Annotated in this window: 20 protein-coding genes; 4 read left to right on the plus strand and 16 right to left on the minus strand. The window is 63.8% G+C overall.

The window, feature by feature from the left end:
* The first annotated feature begins 55 nt into the window (after positions 1–55).
* From H7A12_13615 to H7A12_13630, 4 genes are all read left to right on the plus strand, one after another.
* Positions 56–310, plus strand: a complete 255-nt coding sequence (locus H7A12_13615) for a hypothetical protein (GenBank protein MCP5321840.1) — start codon at positions 56–58, stop codon at positions 308–310.
* Entirely contained in the window at positions 307–1,977 is a 1,671-nt protein-coding gene (locus tag H7A12_13620) for a hypothetical protein (GenBank protein ID MCP5321841.1), read from the plus strand. Before H7A12_13615 ends, H7A12_13620 begins: the two co-directional genes overlap by 4 nt.
* Entirely contained in the window at positions 1,974–3,329 is a 1,356-nt protein-coding gene (locus tag H7A12_13625; protein MCP5321842.1) for a sigma-54-dependent Fis family transcriptional regulator, read from the plus strand. Before H7A12_13620 ends, H7A12_13625 begins: the two co-directional genes overlap by 4 nt.
* 321 nt (positions 3,330–3,650) lie before the next feature.
* A complete protein-coding gene (locus H7A12_13630; protein ID MCP5321843.1) occupies positions 3,651–4,241 on the plus strand; it encodes a GspH/FimT family pseudopilin in 591 nt (196 codons plus the stop codon).
* Positions 4,242–4,250: 9 nt separating this feature from the next.
* On the opposite strand, the gene H7A12_13635 is transcribed toward H7A12_13630, so the two are convergent.
* The 16 genes from H7A12_13635 to H7A12_13710 form a co-directional block, all read right to left on the minus strand.
* Positions 4,251–4,844 carry a PEP-CTERM sorting domain-containing protein gene (locus H7A12_13635; GenBank protein MCP5321844.1) on the minus strand — a complete coding sequence of 198 codons (594 nt, stop codon included), beginning with the start codon at positions 4,842–4,844 and terminating at the stop codon, positions 4,251–4,253.
* Between the two features lie 180 nt (positions 4,845–5,024).
* On the minus strand, positions 5,025–5,330 hold the full coding sequence (locus H7A12_13640) for a hypothetical protein (protein MCP5321845.1): 306 nt from the start codon (positions 5,328–5,330) through the stop codon (positions 5,025–5,027).
* Positions 5,331–5,349: 19 nt separating this feature from the next.
* Positions 5,350–5,811, minus strand: coding sequence for a type IV pilin protein (locus H7A12_13645; protein MCP5321846.1), 462 nt, complete (start codon positions 5,809–5,811; stop codon positions 5,350–5,352).
* A 2-nt stretch (positions 5,812–5,813) separates the two neighbouring features.
* Positions 5,814–8,903, minus strand: coding sequence for a hypothetical protein (locus H7A12_13650; protein MCP5321847.1), 3,090 nt, complete (start codon positions 8,901–8,903; stop codon positions 5,814–5,816).
* Between the two features lie 509 nt (positions 8,904–9,412).
* Complete coding sequence (locus tag H7A12_13655; GenBank protein ID MCP5321848.1) at positions 9,413–9,898, minus strand: hypothetical protein; 486 nt, start codon at positions 9,896–9,898, stop codon at positions 9,413–9,415.
* Complete coding sequence (locus H7A12_13660; protein ID MCP5321849.1) at positions 9,898–10,848, minus strand: PilW family protein; 951 nt, start codon at positions 10,846–10,848, stop codon at positions 9,898–9,900. The genes H7A12_13655 and H7A12_13660 overlap by 1 nt, the downstream gene beginning before the upstream one ends.
* Entirely contained in the window at positions 10,845–11,489 is a 645-nt protein-coding gene (pilV, locus tag H7A12_13665) for a type IV pilus modification protein PilV (protein ID MCP5321850.1), read from the minus strand. Before pilV ends, H7A12_13660 begins: the two co-directional genes overlap by 4 nt.
* The gene (locus tag H7A12_13670; GenBank protein MCP5321851.1) at positions 11,480–12,106 is read right to left on the minus strand and encodes a GspH/FimT family pseudopilin; all 627 of its coding nucleotides are present in this window, start codon (positions 12,104–12,106) and stop codon (positions 11,480–11,482) included. The genes pilV and H7A12_13670 overlap by 10 nt, the downstream gene beginning before the upstream one ends.
* 428 nt (positions 12,107–12,534) lie before the next feature.
* Complete coding sequence (gene ispH, locus H7A12_13675) at positions 12,535–13,470, minus strand: 4-hydroxy-3-methylbut-2-enyl diphosphate reductase (GenBank protein MCP5321852.1); 936 nt, start codon at positions 13,468–13,470, stop codon at positions 12,535–12,537.
* On the minus strand, positions 13,451–13,942 hold the full coding sequence (locus tag H7A12_13680; protein MCP5321853.1) for a lipoprotein signal peptidase: 492 nt from the start codon (positions 13,940–13,942) through the stop codon (positions 13,451–13,453). The genes ispH and H7A12_13680 overlap by 20 nt, the downstream gene beginning before the upstream one ends.
* Positions 13,943–14,128: 186 nt before the next feature.
* Complete coding sequence (gene ileS, locus H7A12_13685) at positions 14,129–16,951, minus strand: isoleucine--tRNA ligase (GenBank protein MCP5321854.1); 2,823 nt, start codon at positions 16,949–16,951, stop codon at positions 14,129–14,131.
* A 17-nt stretch (positions 16,952–16,968) separates the two neighbouring features.
* Entirely contained in the window at positions 16,969–17,904 is a 936-nt protein-coding gene (gene ribF / locus H7A12_13690) for a bifunctional riboflavin kinase/FAD synthetase (protein MCP5321855.1), read from the minus strand.
* A gap of 78 nt (positions 17,905–17,982) precedes the next feature.
* Entirely contained in the window at positions 17,983–18,396 is a 414-nt protein-coding gene (locus H7A12_13695) for a CBS domain-containing protein (protein ID MCP5321856.1), read from the minus strand.
* Between the two features lie 751 nt (positions 18,397–19,147).
* On the minus strand, positions 19,148–20,743 hold the full coding sequence (murJ, locus tag H7A12_13700) for a murein biosynthesis integral membrane protein MurJ (GenBank protein ID MCP5321857.1): 1,596 nt from the start codon (positions 20,741–20,743) through the stop codon (positions 19,148–19,150).
* Positions 20,736–21,293, minus strand: a complete 558-nt coding sequence (gene thpR, locus H7A12_13705; GenBank protein ID MCP5321858.1) for an RNA 2',3'-cyclic phosphodiesterase — start codon at positions 21,291–21,293, stop codon at positions 20,736–20,738. Before thpR ends, murJ begins: the two co-directional genes overlap by 8 nt.
* Complete coding sequence (locus H7A12_13710) at positions 21,284–21,892, minus strand: NUDIX domain-containing protein (protein ID MCP5321859.1); 609 nt, start codon at positions 21,890–21,892, stop codon at positions 21,284–21,286. The genes thpR and H7A12_13710 overlap by 10 nt, the downstream gene beginning before the upstream one ends.
* Between the last annotated feature and the right edge of the window lie 5 nt (positions 21,893–21,897).

Genomic DNA, 21,897 nt, shown 5'->3' on the forward strand with positions numbered 1-21,897 from the left:
GCAGCGGGCTAGAATGGACCATGGTCTGCGAACCCCAGTGTGAGGATCACCGCGCATGTTGCTGTTTCGACTGTTGCTGCTGTTCGCGATGGCATTCATCGCCTGGCGCATCTACCGCCTGCTGACGATGCCGCGCGTGCCTGGCAAGGAGCGCACACAGCGCCTGCGCGGCGCCGAAGACATGGTCGAATGCACCCGATGCGCATTGCGCGTGCCGCGCTCGCAGGCCATCGCTACCGGCGATCGCTGGTACTGCTGCGAAGACCACTGGCGCGAAGGCGAACGCAGCCGTGGAAGCAGCGACGCGTGAACACACGCTCGTCCGCCGCTGTCGACGCCGGCGACCCTCTGTTCAGGATCTACGCGTGGTACCGCTTTGCGCTGTCGATCCTGTTGCTCGCGGGCTACTTCGCGTTTCGCATCGGACACTCCGATGTGCCCTTCCTGCCGTTGCTCTACCTCGGCACCGCCGTTCCCTACGCAGCCCTGAACCTGCTGACGCTGATCGCGGTGATTGCGCGCCCCCGTCATCCGCGCACCCGTCACATCTTCCTGATCCTGGTGATCGACATCGTCGCGCTGGTACTGATCACACACGCGAGTGGCGGCATGGACAGCGGCTTCGCGATCCTGCTGATGGTCACCGTCGCGGCTGCCGCGATCTTCGTTTCCCGACAGATCGCGACCCTGGTGGCTGCGGTCGCCAGTCTTGCGGTGCTCGCCGACACGCTGGCACTGATCGTCGCACACGGCGGAGGCAGCAACTCGCTGCTGCCGGCAGGATTGCTGGGGATATTGTTGTTCGCGAGCTCGCTGCTGATGCAGCGTCTGGTGACGCGTCTGCGTCACAGCCAGGAGCTCGCGGACGAAAAAGGCCGGGAAGTTGCCGAACTCGAGCATCTCAACCGCCTGATCGTGCAACGCATGCGCACCGGACTGCTGTTCCTGGACGCCGACGACCGCATGCGCATCGCCAACGAGGCCGCACTGCAACTGCTCGGCATTGCGGAGCACGACATCAGCGCCGATGGCGTAGTGCGTCGTCTGCGGCTACCGCCGCTTGCACGCGAGGCGCTGGAGCGCTGGCGCGAGGACCCACAGCACACCAACGCTCCGCTGCGCCTGCGCGAGAACGGGCCACTGGTGCTGCTGTCGTTCACCTCACTGCAGGGACCAGGCGGCACCGGTACGCTCGCGTTCGTCGAGGACTTCTCTCAGATCTCGCAGCAGGCGCAGCAGCTCAAGCTCGCATCGCTCGGACGCCTCACCGCAAGCATCGCTCACGAGATACGCAACCCGCTGGGATCGATCAGCCACGCCGCACAACTGCTGCGCGAATCGCCGCAGTTGCCGTCCGAGGATGCGCGCCTGGTCGAGATCGTGCTTGGCAACGCGGAGCGCACCAACAAGGTGATCGAAAGCGTGCTTTCGCTCTCGCGCGGGCAGCAGCCGTGCCCGGAGCTGATCGTGCTGAACGCATGGCTGCGACACTTCATCCACGAGTTTCTCCAGCACGACGCCAATGCTTCGATTCGCTTCGAACCCGCCGCGCCTGTCAGTGGCAGCGAGGTACGTGTGGACCCGACGCATCTTCGCCAGGTCATGACGAATCTATGCGAAAACGGGCTGCGTTACAGCGAACGCGCGACCGGCAAGGCCACACTGCATATCGGGCTGCAGACCGACCCGCACAGCGGGCTGGTACGCGTCGACGTGATCGACCAGGGGAGTGGCGTTGCACCCGGGATGATTGCCAACATCTTCGAGCCGTTCTTCACCACCGAGCATGGCGGCACCGGCCTTGGCCTATACCTCGCGCGTGAACTTTGCGAAGCTAACCAGATACGGCTGGAATACCTGAACACGGCAGATACCGGAAGCTGCTTCCGGCTGAACTTCGGCCACCCGCAACGGCGCAGCGTCACGCAGATCGAGGCGCCACAGGAATCCGGCAAGGGCAGCGGACAGGGAACATGAGCAGCGCAGCGATCCTGATCGTCGACGACGAACCCGATATCCGCGAACTGCTGGCGATGACGATACGTCGCATGGGCTTCGATGCGTTCTGCGCAGAAAGCCTCGACAGTGCACGACGCATGCTCGAGCGCAGACGCTTCGACTTCTGCCTCACCGACATGAAGCTGCCCGATGGCAGCGGGCTGCAGTTCATCGAACACGTGCAACAGCACCACGAAGGGCTACCGGTTGCCGTGATCACCGCTTTCGGCAGCATCGACCTCGCGATCGAATCGATGAAGGCAGGAGCATTCGATTTCCTGTCGAAACCCATCGACCTGGAACGGTTGCGCGTACTGGTGGGCAACGCGCTGCGCGTTGGCAGCGCGGGCACGGCACTCAAGCATCCGGCAGATGTGCAATTGCTGGGCGACACCGAACCGATGCAGTCGCTGCGCGCCCAGATCGCGCGGCTCGCGCGCAGCCAGGCACCGGTCTACATCACCGGCGAATCCGGCACCGGCAAGGAGATGGTGGCACGCCTGATCCACGCCAACGGACCACGCGCGAGTGCGCCGTTCGTGCCCGTGAACTGCGGCGCCATTCCCGGCGAGCTGATGGAGAGCGAGTTCTTCGGCCACCGCAAGGGCAGCTTCACCGGCGCGATCAACGACAAGCCGGGCCTGTTCCAGGCCGCACACGGCGGCACGCTGTTCCTCGACGAGGTGGCGGACCTGCCGCTGCCGATGCAGGTGAAGCTGCTGCGGGCGATCCAGGAAAAGGCCGTACGCGCGATCGGCGCAGAACAGGAGGTGCGTGTCGACGTGCGCATCCTCAGCGCAACCCACAAGAACCTCGCCGAGGAAATCAACCACGGACGCTTTCGTCGCGACTTGTTCTATCGCATCAACGTGATCGAGTTGCGGGTGCCGAGCCTGCGTGAGCGCCGCGCAGATATTCCGCCGCTCGCCGAAGCGTGCATTCACCGTCTCGCAAGCGAATACGGCCTGGCGGTACCGCGCCTGCAGCCCGACGCACTGCGCGCACTCGACGCGTACGCGTTTCCGGGCAACGTACGCGAGCTGGAAAACATCCTCGAGCGCGCGTTCACGCTGTGTGACGGACGCACGATCCACGCCGGCGATCTGTGCCTCGACACACCAGCGCAGGATATTTCGCGAACCCGGGAACCAGCACCTGCAGACATCGGCTTGCCCGACATTCCCCTGGAGGAATACCTGGAGAATCTGGAACGCCACATCATCGTGCGTGCGCTCGAACTCGAGCGCTGGAACCGCACCGCGGCAGCGAAGCGGCTGGGGATGTCGTTCCGCTCACTGCGCTACAGGCTGCAGAAGCTGGGTATCGATTGAGATATTTCGTCGGCATGAATGCCGACCTACATGTGGGTCGGGTTTCAACCCGACAGGTGCCGAGCCGATATCCCCGTCGGCATGAATGCCGACCTACACGTGGGTCGGGTTTCAACCCGACAGGTGCCGAGCCGACATTCCCGTCGGCATGAATGCCGACCTACACGTGGGTCGGGTTTCAACCCGACATTCCCGTCGGCATGAATGCCGACCTACGGATTATGACAGCCAGAGATCTGCTACAGACGCGCCACACCCACTGCGCTACCGTCGCATCACGGTGCACGAAGACGCATCGCTCCACGGACGGAGAACCACGGCATGAATACGCAGCGCCCAAGGACGGGCCTGTCTTCGCTGACGTATCGCGGCACCACACTCATCGAACTGATGACAGCACTTGCGGTGCTCGCGATCCTGATCGGTGTCGGCATGCCGAGCCTGACCAGCCTCGTTGCGTCGAACCGGGCCAGCGGCAGCATGATGCAGTTGCGTGCGCTGCTCGGCTTTGCACGGCAGAACGCAATCACCCTGCATCGGGAAGTCACGCTGTGCGGAACCTCGGACGGCAGTTCCTGCGCTCGTGACTGGCGCGGACATCCCACGCTGGTGTTCCTCGACAGCAACCTGAACCGCAAGGCCGACACCGGTGAGCGCATCCTGATGGTGTCGGAACTGACGCGCGCCGGAAGAATCCGCTGGAGCGCGTCGGGGACGCGCGCGTTCCTGCGCTACCGACCCGACGGCAGCGTGGCCGAGTACGGAAACTTCACCTACTGCCCGCCGAACAACGACGCGCGTCACGCGCGGCAGCTGATTCTCTCGATGAGCGGCAGGCCACGCGCCGCACTGGATACAAACGGCGACGGTATCGTCGAAGACGCCAACGACAAGCCGCTACGCTGTGATTGAGGCGCGGAATCAGACGTGGCAACCGATCGTCTTGCGGGCGTTCCTGCCCGCAAATCCCGCCGCGATCAACCCGACCGCCAGCAACGCCAATCCGCCTGGTTCCGGTACGGTGATGCTCAGCTTCACGTAGTCGAGCACCCAGCCGTCCCGGTCATTCACCAGGTCGAACATCAACTGATTACTGCCACCCGACTGCCGGATCAGGTCGGGACTGACCTCAAAGAGGTCCAGAAACGCGTAATTACCCTGCCCATTGTCGTTTCCGTTGCGGAGCTTGCCGAGCAATTGCCCATCGAGCAGCACCGATGCCTTGCCGTTCAGCCCCACGCCACCAGCAAAGACCTCCAGCGTGGCAGACTTGATGGGCAGCCATCCCAGATCGTAGGCAAGCGTGAAACCCCGATCACCATAAACCCAGGTGTCCGTACCGTCACCGTCACCCGTGCCGTTGTCACAGACCGTCGACCACTCGAACTTGGAACCGGAACCAAACGTGGCGCACTGGCCAAAACCATCCACATCACCAACCTGCGCGACGATCGTGGCGGCAGAAGCGACACCGGATCCAAGGGCAAGCAGTACGGCGCCCAGCAACTGTTTCATCTCATCGACTCCGAAACCAGAAAAATGCATGATCGAATTCGAATGTAATCATGCAATGTAAATGCCATATTTAATATTTATAAAAAACAACAAGTTAAATCACTCAGATCATTCGCCTGTAAATAACCCTGACACAATTTGCCAGTTCACGCAGACAACGAGACCAAAACCGTCAACCGATCAGAGCGGAAGCTGCTCGAAGCGCTGCTGCACTTCACGGTCACGGAAACGCTCGTGGTGACGATCGATGCACTCGTGCACTTCGATCACCGGTGACTCGACGCCGTTCGCAGGGCGTGCCTTGACTCGGGCAGCAACCTGACGCGCCGTGTCACGGCTGTCGGTCTCCACCAGAACGAAGGCCGGCAGCCCGCTCTTCACGGTCACATCGCAGGCATAGTCGGCAACGTCACCCCCCTGCGCCAGCCCAGAAACCACCATCGCGCCAAACAGCAGCGACAATTTATGCACCAAGACCCTGTTCATGGCGTGCTCTCCCTCAGTCCTACCAACATTCGTTGCCCAGGCTCCCCTCGGCGGTACGCACCCCGGTCGACGTAACCGAGAACTCGGTGCACTTCTCGTCCGCTGCCTGCGGCTTCGCCGCAACCGGGGTAGCCGTCAGCGTATAGGTACGGCAGCGAACTCCAGCCGCGACGCAGTCATCCGTTTCCGCTGCAATCGAGTAGTAGCCCTCCTCGGATGGCGCAGGGTCCGCACTGTATCCCAGGTCCGTCATGTCGTCCGTGTAGCCGTTGTGATCGAGTACGTACTGCTCCTGGCGATTGACGGCGTCCATCAGAGCGTTCTTCGCATCGCTGCGGCGCGACTTGCGCATCTGATCCTGGTACGAAGGGTAGGCAATCGTCGCCAGGATCCCCACGATCATCACGACGATCGCGATCTCGATCAGCGTGAATCCACGCGCCCGGTTGCGTCCCGCAGCGTTCAGCCCGGCACCTCGCATTCTCAGAACTCCTCGTTGTACCAGTAGGTGCCGAACGGTGCGCGCAGCTGAGCCCCGGTTTCAAGCGGATTCCCCGCGCCCTGCAAGCCACCACCGGACGGGAACAGCAGGCGGATCTTCTTGTCGCTGCCGAAGTGCGGCGACGGGGTATCCGGGATCAGCGTTCCCAGCTTCGCGAAACGATCCAGTTGGCTATCCGCGTTGAAGTCGATCACCGCACGCCCGTCCAGCAGACGCATCGCGTACAGGCGCCCCGTTCCCGGTGCCGGTACGCACAGGTTCTGCGTGTCGTCGCCGGGGGAGAAGGTCGTGAAGTAGACGGTGCCGGCTATGGTCAACGCGCGCGCCAGCGCCTTTTCGCCGTCCGCCGCCTCGAGGTCGATATACCAGCCGGCTGCCGCCTTCAAGCCCGCTTCGGCAGCCGATTTCTGGGCAGCGTCCCCGGTCTGGATCAGGTTGTCGCTGATATCGTACAGATCGGTGTCCTCGATCGGCAGCTTGCAGCGGAAATCCTGGCTGGTCGCGCATTCACTGGTCGTCGGCGCCCTGGTGGTATAGATACCGGTGTTGTAGTCACGGATCATGTAGAAACGATCGTCGTTGTCGGTCGCGTTCGGATTCTCCCGATCGCCGCTTCCCACCAGCACGGCGTCGAACACACCGTCGCGTTGCGACATCGTGCGCACCAGATCCACGGGATAGAAGAATCTTCTGTCGCCCGCGTGGTTGGCGGGACTGGTAGATCCTGCGGTGTTCAGCGCCGCCAGCCTGGTGAGGAACCACTTGTCCTGTGCCGAAGTCGGAAGCGAATTGCCCGGCAGGTCGAGGCGCCAGATATTGCCTCCCGTGTCAGTGGCGTAAATGCGGTCGGTCAGCCCGTCTCCGTTGCTGTCCAGCACCGTGAGCTGCGCCGGAATCGAATACTTGAGGGCTGCCGATTTCATGTTGGTGCCGGAATTGTTGGCAGGCGTCACGCTCCACACCAAGGCGCCGCTTGCGGCATCGACGATGAATATGCCGCGTCCTTCGCCGTCGTCACCGGCCGCAGCCGTCGTGCTGTCCTTGCCCACATCGTAGCCACCGCCGAAGACCAGCACCGGTTTTGGTTTGCCGTCGCCATCGACATGGCCCGGAACGTAGGTAATCACCGGTGTGGACCAGGTCTGGCCAAGCTCGCCGAAACCCGGCGCGTCCTTGTCTTTCTTCCACAGCAGCACCGGGCTGTCGGGGTCCGACAGATCGAGCGCGTAATACGCCTTGCCGCCACGCCGCAGGCCGAAGTACAGATAGAGCTTGTCACCGTCAGCCGAATCGATGGTGCCGTCGTTGTTGAGATCCTTGCTGTAGAACACGGCGGAACCGTCCACGCCCCAGACGACGTCTGCACCCTTTATGTCATCCTGCCTCTTCTTCAATACGGCGGCGAGCTCCTTCGGGAAAAACGCCCAGTTCTCCTTGCCGTCGGCGTTGTCGAACATGTGCAGGAACCCCGCGTTGGTGCCGACCACGATACGGATATCCGGGTCCGTCTTGGTATGGCTGCCGCGCGCCCCGTAGTTCAGCACCAGCGGTCGGCTGTGCAGCATATCGCCGAGAATCCACGCCCGCTTGCTGCTCGTGCTGCTGTCTTCCCAGCCACGCGCCCAGTCGAGCAGCGCATCGAGTTCGGTGCGACTGCCCACGTCGAACTCCGCGAGCAAGGCTGCCTCGTCCGCAAGTCCGAACTTCGCCGCCGTTACGTTGCTTGCCTGGAAGTTCTCAAGCGCTCCCGCCGTGCCGGTATTGATCCAGATATCGCGTGTATCCGGATCCCGGTTTGCCAGCACGCCTCCAACACCCCCCTTCTTCACGGTGGAACCGTCAGTCTCACTGCTCCAGTAGGTACGTGCGCCATCGGAAATCTTGCCGCTGCCGTCCATTGCATCGGCGTCGTTCGCATCCTTCAGTACGGCATTGCCGTTCGTGATATCGATACGCAGCTTCTTGATATTGCCCGGCCAATCGGTTCCTTCCTGCGGCTCGAACATCGCGAAGAACACTTCGTTGCGACTTTCGGTACGGGTGAAGGTATCGACTGCCACCGACGGCGCCGTGAACGAACCCGCCGTGGCCAAGATGGCGGTAATCGCTCCCTGGAAGGCAGCCGCCAGGTCTTCAGCCGAATTCGCCGTGTAGTAGAGCCCCCCTCCGCGACGGGCCGCATCACTCAGGAGCGCCTGATTGGTCTGGAACCCGATCGTATAGCTGATCGCGCGTTGCACACCGTTGCTGGAGTCCCCATCGAGATCGTGGGTATACATGTACTCGGTCAGCTCGGGCAGACAGTTTTTCTGATTTCCCTGATCGTCCGTAGCGTACGTGTTACATGTTTTCCCGGTCAGGTCTTCAACCAACTTATTCGCACTTCTGTCCCGGGTCGGCATACCGTCGGTCATCAGGATGACGTACGTGAACTGGCATGCTCCTGCCGGTGATTTGTAGGTCCCCTCCGGATCTTCAGCCGACTTGTCACGGTTTCCAGGTCCATTTCCTGCTGCCTTCGCAGCGTATGCAACGCTCTTTCCGGCCAGGTACAGGTACGCTTCGTAAGTCGATTCACAGAGCGGGGTCCACGTGGACGGAGTCAGACCGTTGATTTTTGCGAGCAGATCGCTTCGGTCCGTATCCCTTTCCGCGTCGGTCTGATCCTTGCCGTCGATGATTCGACGATAGATGTATCCACCGCCATCGGTATCGCCGGGATACCCCGTATTCGTGTTCGTGTTCGGGTTGAAGATCTCCAGCCCGAAGTCGATGCCGGGATTCGCGGACACCAGATCCGTGATCGCCCGTTGCGCGACTTCGAGCTTGCTCATGAAAACCTTGGAGTTCGTTCCGTAGTACCAGTTCATGTAATTGGCGGTATACACGCGGTACGGCTTCCAGCCACTTGCATCGACCGCGCTCGTCTTCGAGGCAACGTACGGTCCGGACGATCCAGTTGCCGGGTAGCCGGTGGTATGTCCCGGATTGCTCGTGTTGGAGCTGGTTATATCATCGAGACAGTCGAAATGCGGTGGAGTCCTGTCGCTGCCGCTGGTCGCCAAATCCATCCATTTTGATTTGCTCGTTGGGGACGCCGTCTTCCAGCGCGCCAACTTGCCGATATAGAACCCCTGATTCGCGAGCGGGCCAGACGATCCAGACGACGATGCGCAACGATTCTTTGATTTGCTGACCCAGTTACCCGTACTCTTTGCCGGAGGTCCTCCATCCAGACCCTCAGCCCAATAAAGGTTATTCGAATCGATACCACCGGCATTGCTGTACGTGACCGACGCGTCATAGGGTTTCTTTTCTTCCGTAAGCCCGCTCATACTGCCGGAGTTGTCGAAGACGATCAGCACCTTCGGTCGGCCGGCGTCATCGTTTGTCGCATCGAAAGTCGACCGGAAGATCTCGGTATCGTCCGCGAGCGACACATTGACCGCGCCGAGAACGAGGCTTGTCGCCAGCAGACACGCTGAAACCAGGCGTTGATGAAACGGCGTTCCGGCGTGACTCGGGGGATGATCGAGGTTCGAGGCCATAAAGGATTTCATGTCGGGATTTCCTCTGAATCTCAGAATTTCGATTCACCGATGACGGGTTTGACAATGCCTTGAGCCACGCGCGAACGCGCGCGATCGTTGCTGTGCTCGGCATCGACACGAAAGTGGTCACAGGCAATCAGGTCCGCACTGCTGGCGAGTTCCATCCGCGGGCACACGTTGGCACGAAGGTTCATCGTGATGGTCATGTCGAGCGTCCCGCCGTCAGCGTTCAGTTCGTCGAGCAGATCCGTATGGTCTTTCAGCGGTTCGATATTCGGCGAACTGACGATAGCGCTGTTGAACGGACTCGAACTGATGCCACCCAGGCTGACCACCGCCGCTACGCCGGCCTCTGCCTTCTGGAACGAATCGAAGGCATCCTGCATGTTCTTCGCCATGTGCAACCCCAGCGCACCGCTGGATGCCGCGTAGATGCTGATCAGCGTGACCACCGTCAGCAGGATCAGCGCCGTCGCCAGCGCCACACCGCGTTCGCGGGAATGCTGCGTACGCATCAAATGTTCCCTCGTATCAGCAGCTTGGGATTGCGAATCGACACCGCGGTATCCAGCACGGTGCGATGGAATTTCCCGCCCGGCGTCACGGTGGTTCCGGCAAGGTCGTAGCTGCGCTTATCGGTATAAGCGGGGTCCTGGTCGGTGCTGCGTACCAGCATGTGGACTTCCATCGCCATCACCCGGCCCCACTCGATCGCCGCGTCGTCGGCGCTGCGGTAGCGGTCGACCTCACCGTTGTCATCGCCGTCGGTCCCGACGCGAACGCGAAGGTTCTCGACTCCGTCGACGATATCCTCGGTCACCACGCCCATGCGGGTGCCGTTCCAGCGCAGCACCTTGCGACTGAGCCGCGGCACGTCTCCGGCACGCACGTAATAAACGAGAAAGCGGTACTCCCAGGTATTGCCGCCGGGTACGTCTCCACCAACCGATTTGGTCGGAGGCGTATCGGCACCGTCGAACAGCAGGCCCTGGATCGCGTTCGCCATCACATACGGCTGCTCGTCGTCGAGCGCGCCGCTGACCAGGTGCGGCCGCACCCCCTTGATCACGATCACGTCCGAACCCGGCACCGCATCGGTGATGCAACCCACCGCCTTGCCGGATGCGTCCACACGTGCAACGGAAATGTAGTCATCGACCTTGTAGGCTTCGGCGCGGCCGCTGCAGTCCCCGGTCACGGTACGATCCAGACCGTCAGCCAGACTGATGCCTGGCGGTGCCGCTTCGCCGTAGAAACCGGCATGGCGCAGGTCCATCTCCAGCGTCTGCAGTGCAAAACGCGCGTTCTCGATCATGCGCCCGGAGCGCTCCACCTCGGTATACGAGCGCTTGGTCGCAATGAATATCGACGCGGCACCGCCGATCAGGAAGATGCCGATCACCATCGCGACCAGCAACTCGACCATCGTGACGCCACGGGAATGCCTGTTACCGGGGATCTTCACGGGTTCAACTCCCCTTCATTGACGACATAGGAACTCGCGACCACCTGGCGACGCGTCGCCTGCGAGTCTGCGTCGTCGGGGCCACATACGAGGTTGGCGTCCTGCACGGCGTCGGTGGTTTCGGTCAACCCTTGCCAGGTAACGAATACGCGAATCTTGCCGGTGTTCGGCGTCGAGGCGCCCGCCTCCTCGAACACGATGCAGCCGTGCGGATCGATCAGTCCACCCGCCTTCTTGTTGTCGGGATCGACTGCAGCCGCGCCGTCCAGCCTCTGCTCCCACTGCCACAGATCCCAGGTCACGACTTTGTCTGCATCGCAGGCATTCGTCCGGCAATTGGTCGAAGGCGTACCTTTCTTGCCTCCGCCGAGCGCCGACGCTCCGAGCCCGGTGGCGTAGCTGGCGGCCTGCGAGGGATTGATCCGGATGCGCTCGATGATGCTGTCGGCCAGGTTGACCGCGAGGCTGCGCTGCCACGCCTGGTGCGTGGAACGCTTCGCGGTCGCCTGCAACGAGACGATCGCCAGCATGCCGACCGACAGCACCAGTACGGTGATCATCACCTCGATCATCGTGAAGCCGCGCCCACGCCGCATGGCGGCAGCATGACGCGGAATGGATATCCGTCTGTTCAGGAACATGAGACGTTGACTCCTCCCCCGCCGTTGACGATGCCATCGGACGGGGAATTGGTGTCGGTGGCAACACTGACCCGCCCCGTCGCCGTCACGATCACGGCCTTGGCGTGGTTCGCACCACGGCTGTCACAGAACACGAAATCACCGGCCGAGTTCGGCAAGACGAAACCCTGGCTGTTGTAGCGCACCTTCGAGGCGCCGACGAAACGCAGCGAGACCTCCACGGCCGGCTGCGTCCAGCGCAGCACCGTGTCACCCGCGTCGACCGTACCGTTGGCATCGACGTCGATGAAGGTGATCCACCCATCCGACCAGGTGCCATCGCATGCGCTCCCGTTCGCGCTGGAACAGACGATCACCATTTGCTGCTGCGTGATCGCCTCGGTGCGCGCGGCATTCAGACTGCCGGCAATACTGTTCGAAGCCGCCACGAGCCGGTTGTTCAGGATCAGGTCACGGAACGCCGGCCCCGCAACCGTGAGCAGGATTGCGGCGATGATCAGCGTCACCATCATTTCGATCAGCGTGAAGCCGGCAGCCGTGCGGCGGACCGCAGTACGCCGCGTTTGCGTGCACTGCCTGTGCCTGCACGTACTGTGCTGCGGGATACGCAGATTCATCGCATACACCCTTTGATGCCCCGGTCGGCATACAGAGATTCTCGATTCCAAGCCTAGCAAGGGATCGTCAAGCTGCAATGACTGTCGGACGAACGGCAGGATTTGGGGAATGGCCGGTGAATCCATCGTCGGCATGCATGCCGCCCCACGACAGGATGTAGGTCGGGTTTCAACCCGACATGTGAATGCCGCATGGGTCGGGTTTCAACCCGACGGGGCGTGGCGGCAACGCCGTGGCCATCGTCGGCATGAATGCCGACCTACGTAGGTCGGGTTTCAACCCGACGGGGATGTGGCGGGCAACGTCGTTGCCATCGTCGGCATGAATGCCGACCCACGCAGATCGGGTGTCAGTCCGTGTGGGTCGGGTTTCAACCCGACGGGGATGTGGCAGCAACGCCGTGGTCATCGTCGGCATGAATGCCGACCTACGGGCGCAGCTCGCGTGGCATCGAGAACGTGATCGTCTCGACCCGACCCGCCATCTCTTCGGGCGGACTTGCGCCGAGTTCCTGCAGACGATCGATCACGCGCCGCACCAGGGTCTCCGGTGCCGAGGCACCCGCCGTGACGCCGATCACGGACTTGTCTGCAAGCCACGCCGGGTCGATGTCGGCGGCGGAGTCGATCAGGTGCGCCTCGGCGCCCATGCGTCGCGCGAGTTCGGCCAGGCGGTTCGAGTTGGAGCTGTTCGGTGAACCGACGACCAGCACCAGATCACAGTCCGCAGCGAGCTCCTTCACCGCGTCCTGGCGGTTCTGGGTCGCGTAGCAGATGTCATCGCGTCGCGGCCCACGGATCTCCGGGAAGCGCGCACGCAGCGCGTCGATCACGGCGCGCGTGTCGTCGACCGACAGCGTGGTCTGCGTCACGTACGACAGCGCGGCGGGGTTGCGCACCGCGAGTGCAGCCACCTGCTCGGCACTTTCCACCAGGTAGATGGCGCCGCCGTTCGCGGTGTCGTACTGGCCCATCGTGCCCTCTACCTCGGGGTGCCCCGCGTGCCCGATCAGGATGCATTCGCGACCCTGGCGGCTGTAGCGCGTGACCTCCATATGCACCTTGGTGACCAACGGGCAGGTGGCGTCGAAGACCTTCAGGCCGCGCCCTGCCGCCTCGTGTCGCACCGCCTGCGAGACACCGTGCGCGCTGAAAATCACGATCGCGCCATCGGGCACTTCCTGCAGCTCGTCGACGAACACCGCACCACGCGAGCGCAGATCATCGACGACGAAGCGGTTGTGCACCACCTCGTGGCGCACGTAGATCGGGGCGCCGAACACTTCGAGCGCACGGTTCACGATTTCGATCGCACGATCCACTCCGGCGCAGAAACCACGCGGATTAGCCAGCCGGATGCGCATCGCGACCCTCCCGGTCCAGGAACAGTATCTCGATCACCATCATGATCGCCCCGAGCGTGATCGCCGAATCGGCAACGTTGAACGCCGGGAAATAGCTGCTCTTCCAGTGAAAGAAGATGAAATCGACCACGTGCCCCAGCAGCACGCGGTCGATCAGGTTGCCGAGTGCGCCACCGAGGATCAGCGCAAGGCTCGCCGCCAGCCAGCGCTTGCCCGCCGGCAGGCGCTGCAGCCAGAACGCGATCCAGGCGCTGGCACCGACCGCGATCGCCGCGAAGAACCAGCGCTGCCAGCCGCCGGCGTCGCTCAGGAAGCTGAACGCGGCGCCACGGTTGTGCAGCAGCGTGAGGTCGAGCACGGGCAGCAGCGTCACGAGTTCGCCGTATTCCAGGTGCGCGCTCGCAAGGTACTTGGTGATGTGGTCGAGCACGATCACGGCGAGCGAGAGCAGGTACCACCAGCGCGGATTCATGTGCTTGGCCTTGTGGGCAGGGCTGCGCCTCGGATGCGGGGGCCCTGTCGGGCTGAAGCCCGACCTACGCCTTGTCGGGCTGAAGCCCGACCTACGTCATGTCGGGGTGAGGCCGGACGTACGGTGCGGCGGGGTGACGCCGGGCGTACGGCGTGGCGGGGTGACGCCGGACATGCACGACTGCTTTCAGGCATAGCGGCGTGTCTCGCCGGGGCCGTCGACGTTCTCCACGCAACGCGCGCAGAGCTCCGGGTGCCCGGCATGCGTACCCACATCGGGGCGATGGTGCCAGCAGCGCACGCACTTCGGCGCCGCCGACGGCTCCACGCGCAGCCTCAGCCCCGCAATCGCCGTTTCCACCGCATCGGCCGGGGCGTCGCCGCTCGACACGACACGCGCCTGCGAGGTGATGAACACGAAGCGCAACTCCTCACCCAGGCGTTCGAGCTGGCGTGCCAGCGCCGGATCGCACCACACGGTCACTTCTGCGCTCAGCCCGCTGCCGACCACGCCTTCGTTGCGACGGCGTTCCAGCTCGCGGTTGACCTCGTCCTTCACCTGCATCAGCAACTGCCAGAAATCGCGCCCGAGCTCCGCCTCGGCAGGCAGCTCGACGAGCGCGTCGTACCACCGCACCGTGAACACCGACGCCGTGCGATCTCCCGGCATGCAGCGCCAGATCTCGTCGGCCGTGAAGCTCAGGATCGGTGCGATCCAGCGCACCAGCGCCTCCAGCACATGGTACAGCGCCGTCTGCGCCGAACGGCGCGCACGGCTGTCGGTCTGCGTGGTGTACTGGCGATCCTTGATCACGTCGAGATAGAAGCCGCCGAGGTCGTTCACGCAGAAGTTGTGCAGCTTCTGGTAGATCAGGTGGAACTGATACGTGTCGTAGGCCGCGATGATCTCGCGCTGCAGCCGCGCCGAGCGATCCACCATCCAGCGATCGAGTGCGAGCAGCCCGTCGGCAGCGAGCAAATGCGAAGCCGGATCGAAACCGGCCAGGTTCGAGAGCAGAAAGCGCGCGGTGTTGCGGATGCGCCGGTAGGAATCGGCGGTACGTTTGAAGATCTCGTCGGAGACGGTCATCTCGGCGCGGTAATCGGTCGCTGCAACCCACAGACGCAGGATGTCGGCACCGAGCGTCTTCATCACCTGCTGCGGTGCGATCACGTTGCCGCGCGACTTCGACATCTTGTGCCCGGTCGCATCGACCGTGAAGCCGTGCGTGAGCACCGCCTTGTACGGCGCGCAACCGTGGATGCCGGCGGAAGTGAGCAGCGAGGACTGGAACCAGCCGCGGTGCTGATCCGAACCCTCGAGGTAGAGATCGGCAGGGAACGCGAGCTCGGGGCGGCGCGTCAGCACGCAGGCGTGCGTGACGCCGGAGTCGAACCACACGTCGAGGGTGTCGGTGATCTTCTCGTACTGCGCAGCTTCGTCACCGAGCAGCTCGGCGGGATCGGCCGCAAACCACGCGTCGATACCGCCCTGCTCGATGCGCAGCGCCACTTCCTCGATCAAATCGGCCGTGCGCGGATGCAGCACACCGCTCTGCCGGTGCACGAACAGTGCGATCGGCACGCCCCAGGTGCGCTGGCGCGAGATGCACCAGTCGGGGCGGCTCTCCAGCATGCCCTCCATGCGCGCCCTGCCCCACGCGGGTACGAATTCCACGCCGGTGATCGCATCGCGCGCGGTCACGAGCAGCGCGTTGGCGTCCATGCCGATGAACCACTGCGGCGTCGCGCGGAAGATCACCGGGGACTTGTGGCGCCAGCAGTGCGGGTAACTGTGCTGGTACGGCACGTCATGCAGCAGCGCGCCGCGCTCACGCAGCAATTCGACGATCGTCGCGTTGGCCTTGAACACGTACTGGCCGGCCACGAACGGCGTGCCCTCGACGAACACACCCTGACCGTCGACCGGGTTCAGCGCTTCGATGCCGTAACCCTGGCAGACCAGGAAGTCGTCCATACCATGCGCGGGTGCCGTGTGCACGGCGCCGGTTCCCGCTTCGGTGGTCACGTGCAGCCCGAGGATCACCGGCACCTGGCGCTCGAGGAACGGGTGCTGCAGCAACTGGTGTTCGAGCGCACCGCCGGCACACTCACCGAAGCATTCGAAGGCATCGATGCCGCAGCGCGCGAGCACCTGGCGCGCCAGCGCCTCGGCCAGCACCAGGTATTCACCATTCGCCCCATCGCCCGTACGCACCAGCACATACGGCAGCGCCGGGTGCAGCGCAACCGCGAGGTTGGCCGGCAGCGTCCACGGCGTGGTGGTCCAGATCGGGATCGAAACGCGCGCACCGGCGTCGAGCTCGACGCCGAACGCACGCCCGACGCCGACCGGGTCGAGCGCGCGAAAACGCACATCGACCGCTGGCGACGTCTTCTCCTGGTACTCGACCTCGGCCTCCGCGAGCGCCGATCCGCAGTCCATGCACCAGTGCACGGGCTTCACGCCCTTCAGCAGGTGGCCGTTGGCGACGATGCGCCCCAGCGCGCGCACGATGTCGGCCTCGAATGCGAAATCCATCGTGAGATAAGGGCGGTCCCATTCACCGAGCACGCCGAGACGGATGAAGTCCTCGCGCTGGCGCTGCACCTGGCTGCGGGCGTAGTCGCGGCAATGGGTGCGGAACTCGTGGTGGCTGATCTTCACGCCGGCCTTGCCGACCTTCTTCTCGACGTTCAGCTCGATCGGCAGGCCGTGGCAATCCCAGCCCGGAACGTAGGGGGCGTCGAAGCCATCCAGCGTGCGCGCCTTGACGATGATGTCCTTCAGGATCTTGTTCACCGCGTGCCCGATGTGGATCTCGCCGTTCGCGTACGGCGGTCCGTCGTGCAGGATGAACTTCGGCCGACCCGCGCGCGCTGCACGAATCTGCCCGTAGACGTCCTCGGCCTGCCAGCGTGCGAGCGTCTCCGGTTCCCGCGTCGCGAGGTTCGCCTTCATCGCGAATTCGGTCTGCGGAAGGTTCAGTGTGTGCTTGTAATCGCTCATGGTTTCCGTTGCTTCCGTTAGGGGCTGCACGCAGCGAAATACGCGCGCGCCACCCCGATGTCGTCCGCGATGTTGTCGCGCAGCTCGTCCAGCGAGCCGAACTTGCGCTCCTCGCGCACCAGACGTCGAAAGATCACCTCGATCGTGCGTCCGTACAGGTTGCCGCTGAAATCGAGCAGGTGGGTCTCGAGATTCGCCCTGATACCGTCGCTGACCGTGGGTCGAGTGCCCACATTGGCCACGGCGGGCAGCAGTCGCCCGTCCATCCGGACCTCGACCACGTAGACCCCCGACAGCGGTGAGCGCAGGCGCCGCAACTCGATATTGGCGGTGGGCACACCGATGCTGCGTCCGATCTGCTGCCCGTAGACCACCTTGCCGAGCATGCTGTACGGGCGCCCCAGCATGCGTTCGGCGCTGGCGAAATCGCCCGCTGCAAGCACCGCACGCAGGCGTGTGCTGCTGATCCGCTCGCCCTGCACCGCGACGGTACCGGTCGCCTCGACCTCGAAGCCGGCGTGCTCGCCCTCGCGGCGCAGCAGTTCGACATTGCCTTCGCGAGCGTGCCCGAAGCGCAGATCGTCACCGACCACCACGTGGCGCGCGCCAAGCCCGTGCACCAGCACGGTGTCGATGAACTCGTGTGCGGACAGCGTACTGAAGTCCCGGTCGAAGCGGATTCGCAGCAGGCGATGCACACCGAGCCCGGCGAGCACCCCGAACTTCTCGCGGAAGCTCATCAGGCGCGGCGGCGCCTGCAGCGGCGCAAAATACTCGCGTGGCAGCGGCTCGAACACGATCACGGTCGCGGGCAGCCCCCGCGTGCGCGAGCGTACCAGCAGATCGGCGATCACGGCCTGGTGACCCCGGTGTACGCCGTCGAAGGCACCGATCGTCACTACACTGCCACGATGGCGGTCGCGCAGGTTGTGCAACCCCCTGATCAGTTCCAATGCGCCGCTCCCGCCCCGGGCTGGTGAATCGAGCGCGCGATTATAGCGCGGCATCCCGCCGCGCACGGCGCCTCTTCCTCAGTCGTGCTCGCGTCCCGCGCGGCTGATCTCGATCAACGCATTCAGTGCATCGGTCACGGTGAAGATGCCGAGGAACTCACCGTCGTCCTCGTTCACGATCACGCTGCCGATCTTGCGGTCCGACATCGTGAACGCCACCCGATCGAGGGGCATCGAAGCCGGTACCATCACCGGGTCGGTGGCCATGATGTCTGCCGCGCGCACCTGGAAGCGATGTTCGGTACCCAGGCCCTGCGCCACGCGCACGTCGCGGTCACTGACCACACCCACCACCTTGCCGTCGCGCACGACCGGCAGATGGCGTACGCCACAGTCATGCATCATCTGGCGCAACTCGTCGATCGACTGTTCCTCCGTCGCCGTAACCGGGTTGGGCGTCGTGAACTCATCGACCGGCAGGTTCCATTTCATCTCGTGATCTCTCCATGGCTGTACCTGCCTTGATCCGGCCGGCATGGGGTTTCAATTCACGACGATTATCGGTGCCCAACCGCGCCACTACAAGGCAAGCGCCCCAGAACGCCTGTCGGGTTGAAACCCGACCCACGTAGGTCGGCATTCATGCCGACTGTTGATGCACCCACCTGTCGGGTTGAAACCCGACCCACGTAGGTCGGCATTCATGCCGACAGGGTTGCCGCCACGACCGTCGGGTTGAAACCCGACCTACGTGGGTCGGCATTCATGCCGACGGGGTTGCCGCCACGGCCGTCGGGCTGAAGCCCGACCTACGTGGGTCGGCATTCATGCCGACGGAATTGCCACCACGACCGTCGGGTTGAAACCCGACCTACGTAGGTCGGCATTCATGCCGACAGGGTTGCCGCCACGACCGTCGGGTTGAAACCCGACCTACGTGGGTCGGCATTCATGCCGACGGAGTTGCTGCCACGGCCGTCGGGTTGAAACCCGACCTACGTGGGTCGGCATTCATGCCGACGGGGTTGCCGCCACGGCCGTCGGGCTGAAGCCCGACCTACGTGGGTCGGCATTCATGCCGACGGAATTGCCACCATACCCGTCGGGCTGAAGCCCGACCTACGTGGGTCGGCATTCATGCCGACGGGGTTGCCGCCACGACCGTCGGGCTGAAACCCGACCTGCGTAGGTCGGCATTCGTGCCGACGGGGTTGCCGCCACGGCCGTCGGGCTGAAGCCCGGCCTACGGTCTTTGCAGCAACGAACGGATCCGCCCGCGTTCGGCCGGAAAAAGCAGCGCCAACGCAGCGAAGTAAACCACTACCCCGGCCGTACAGGCCGCGGTGAGGCGCAGCACACGCACTGGCCAGCCAAAGGCTGCAAGCTGCGACAGCCACGGAAATGTCGCGACCAGAAGCGCACCCATCAGCGTTACCGCCACCAGCATCTTCGCCATATCGCGTCGCAAGCCAGGCTCGGGACGATACACCTCGCGCCGCAGCAGCCCGAGCAACAACAGCCCGGCGTTCAGATACGCCGCAAGCGTGGTCGCCAGCGACAGTCCCACGTGCCCTACCTGCCACAGATGGTGCAACGGAATCACCAACAGCAGGTTCAACCCCATGTTCGCCACCATCGCCTTGATGCCGATGATGACCGGAGTGCGTGTGTCCTGACGCGAGTAATACGCGGTTGCCAGCACCTTGATCAGCATGAATGCAGGCAAACCCAGCGCCATCGCTGCAAGGCTCAGCGAAGCCATCGAAACATCGCGCTGGCTCATCGCGCCGTAGCCGAACAACGTATCCAGGATCGGCGCAGCAAGCAGCACCAGCGCAAGCGTGGCGGGAAGCGCGATCAGCAGGATCATCTTGATCGCCCAGTCGAGAGTGTGGCGGAACTCCTCGGGCGAGCGTGTCGAATACTCGCGCGACAGACCCGGCAGGATCACCGTTGCGATCGCGATGCCGAACACCCCGAGCGGAAGCTCCGTCAGGCGCTCGGCGTAGTACAGCCACGACACGCTGCCGGTAGGCAGGAACGAGGCCAACACGGTATCGATGAGCAGGTTGATCTGGCTCACCGACACGCCGAACAGCGCCGGCAGCATCAGCTTCAGGATACGGCGCACGCCCGGATGACCGACCTCCAGACGCGGGCGCGGCAGCATCTGCAGCCGGGCAAGAAACGGCAACTGGAACAGCAACTGGATCAGGCCGGCCATGAACACCGCCCAGGCAAGCGCAAACACCGGCTCCGCAAACCAGCGTGAAGCAACCAGCGCACCGGCTATCAGCGTCAGATTCAGGAACACCGGCGTCAACGCCGGCACCGCGAAGCGCGAATAGCTGTTCAGTACCGCACCGGCAAAGCCGGTCATCGAGATGAAGAACAGGTACGGGAACGTGATACGGATCATGCCCGCCGTGAGCGCCATCTTCTCGGGCATCTGCGTGAAGCCCGGCGCGAACACCAACGTCACTACCGGAGCGCCCACCACCGCGAGCGCAATCACCGCCAGCAACGCTGCACCCAGCACACCGGATACGGCGTCGACCAGCCCCTTCACCTCCGCGACCGTGCGGGTGGCACGGTATTCCGACAGCACCGGCACGAAGGCCTGCGAGAACGCACCCTCGGCGAACAGCCGGCGCAGGAACTGCGGGATGCGGAACGCGATGAAGAAGGCATCGGCATTGGCAGCGGCGCCGAACATCGACGCGATCACCACGTCGCGCACCAGCCCGGCGACGCGCGAGATCATCGTCATCGCGCCGACCACGAGACTCGAGCGAAACAGTCGTCGTCCGGTGTTGGCACGCACGGCGGATTCATTCACTGCGAAGCCCTCGCCCACAGCGCTCGCGGAACAGGGGCCAGTAATGCCCGCCACGGCTCTCGTACAGCGTGACCGCCCGCGCCTCGCCGTCGAGCTCGAGCGCAAGGTCCGCAGGTTGCGTATCAGCCGGTCGGCCCTTCCAGCGCGCGAGGCTGAGGTGAGGACGGTAGGCACGGTGCTCGATCGCGAACCCCGCCTGCGCCAGCGTGAAGGCCAGCGGCGCATGCCAGCGCAGCAAAGGCTGCGGATCGTCAGGCAGAGCAGCCAGCACCCGCGGCTTGTGCGCATCCGGGAACGCACGCGCCGCCACCAACCGGTAACGCAGCGGCACCAACGTCGGCGTGACCGCCGCGACGCATTCGCGAATGCGCACGACCTCGTCGACGCGCACCTGCCCGAGGAACACCAGCGTCAGGTGGTAATCCTCGGGCGCGATCCAGCGCAGCGCAGGCGATGGAAAATGGGCCGCCAGCGCCGCGTGCAGCGCCACCAGCCGTGCCCGCAGCGCTGCGCCGGGATCGATCGCGAGAAAGCAGCGGATCAGGCCCACGCGCGGCGAATTCCGTCACGCTCGAGGTGCAGCCACTGCAGCGCGATCAGCGTGTGCGCGTTGTCGAAACGCCCGTCGCGCTGCATTTCCACGAGTTTCGCGTACGGAATCACGTGCAGGCGGATGTCCTCGTGCTCATTTGCCATGCCGTGCAGCTCGCGCACACCATCCAGATTCACGCGGGCGCAGAACAGGTGGAAGTACTCGTCGGTACCACCGGGGCTGGAGTAATACCCCGCGACCGGCAGCAGTTCACGCACGATGCTGCCGGATTCCTCGGCCGTCTCGCGCACGGCGACCTCGGCCGGCGTCTCACCCGGTTCGACGAGGCCCGCAACCAGTTCGAGCAGCCACGGGCTGCCGGCGCGAAATGCCGCGCCTATGCGAAACTGCTCGACCATCCCGACCGCGTCGAGCACGGGATCGTAAAGCAGTACTCCCACCGCCTCGCCGCGGCAGTGCAGCTCGCGGCTGACGACTTCCGACCACCCACCGGCGAAACGACGAAAACGCAGGCGGAACCGTTTCAGCTTCCAGAAGCCGCTCCAGACCGTCTTCTCGCCGACGAATTCGACGTCGTCGTGACCGAAGGGTCGCATAGGTC

The organism is Pseudomonadales bacterium (assembly GCA_024234165.1).
In the GTDB taxonomy this organism is placed as follows: domain Bacteria; phylum Pseudomonadota; class Gammaproteobacteria; order Pseudomonadales; family UBA5518; genus UBA5518.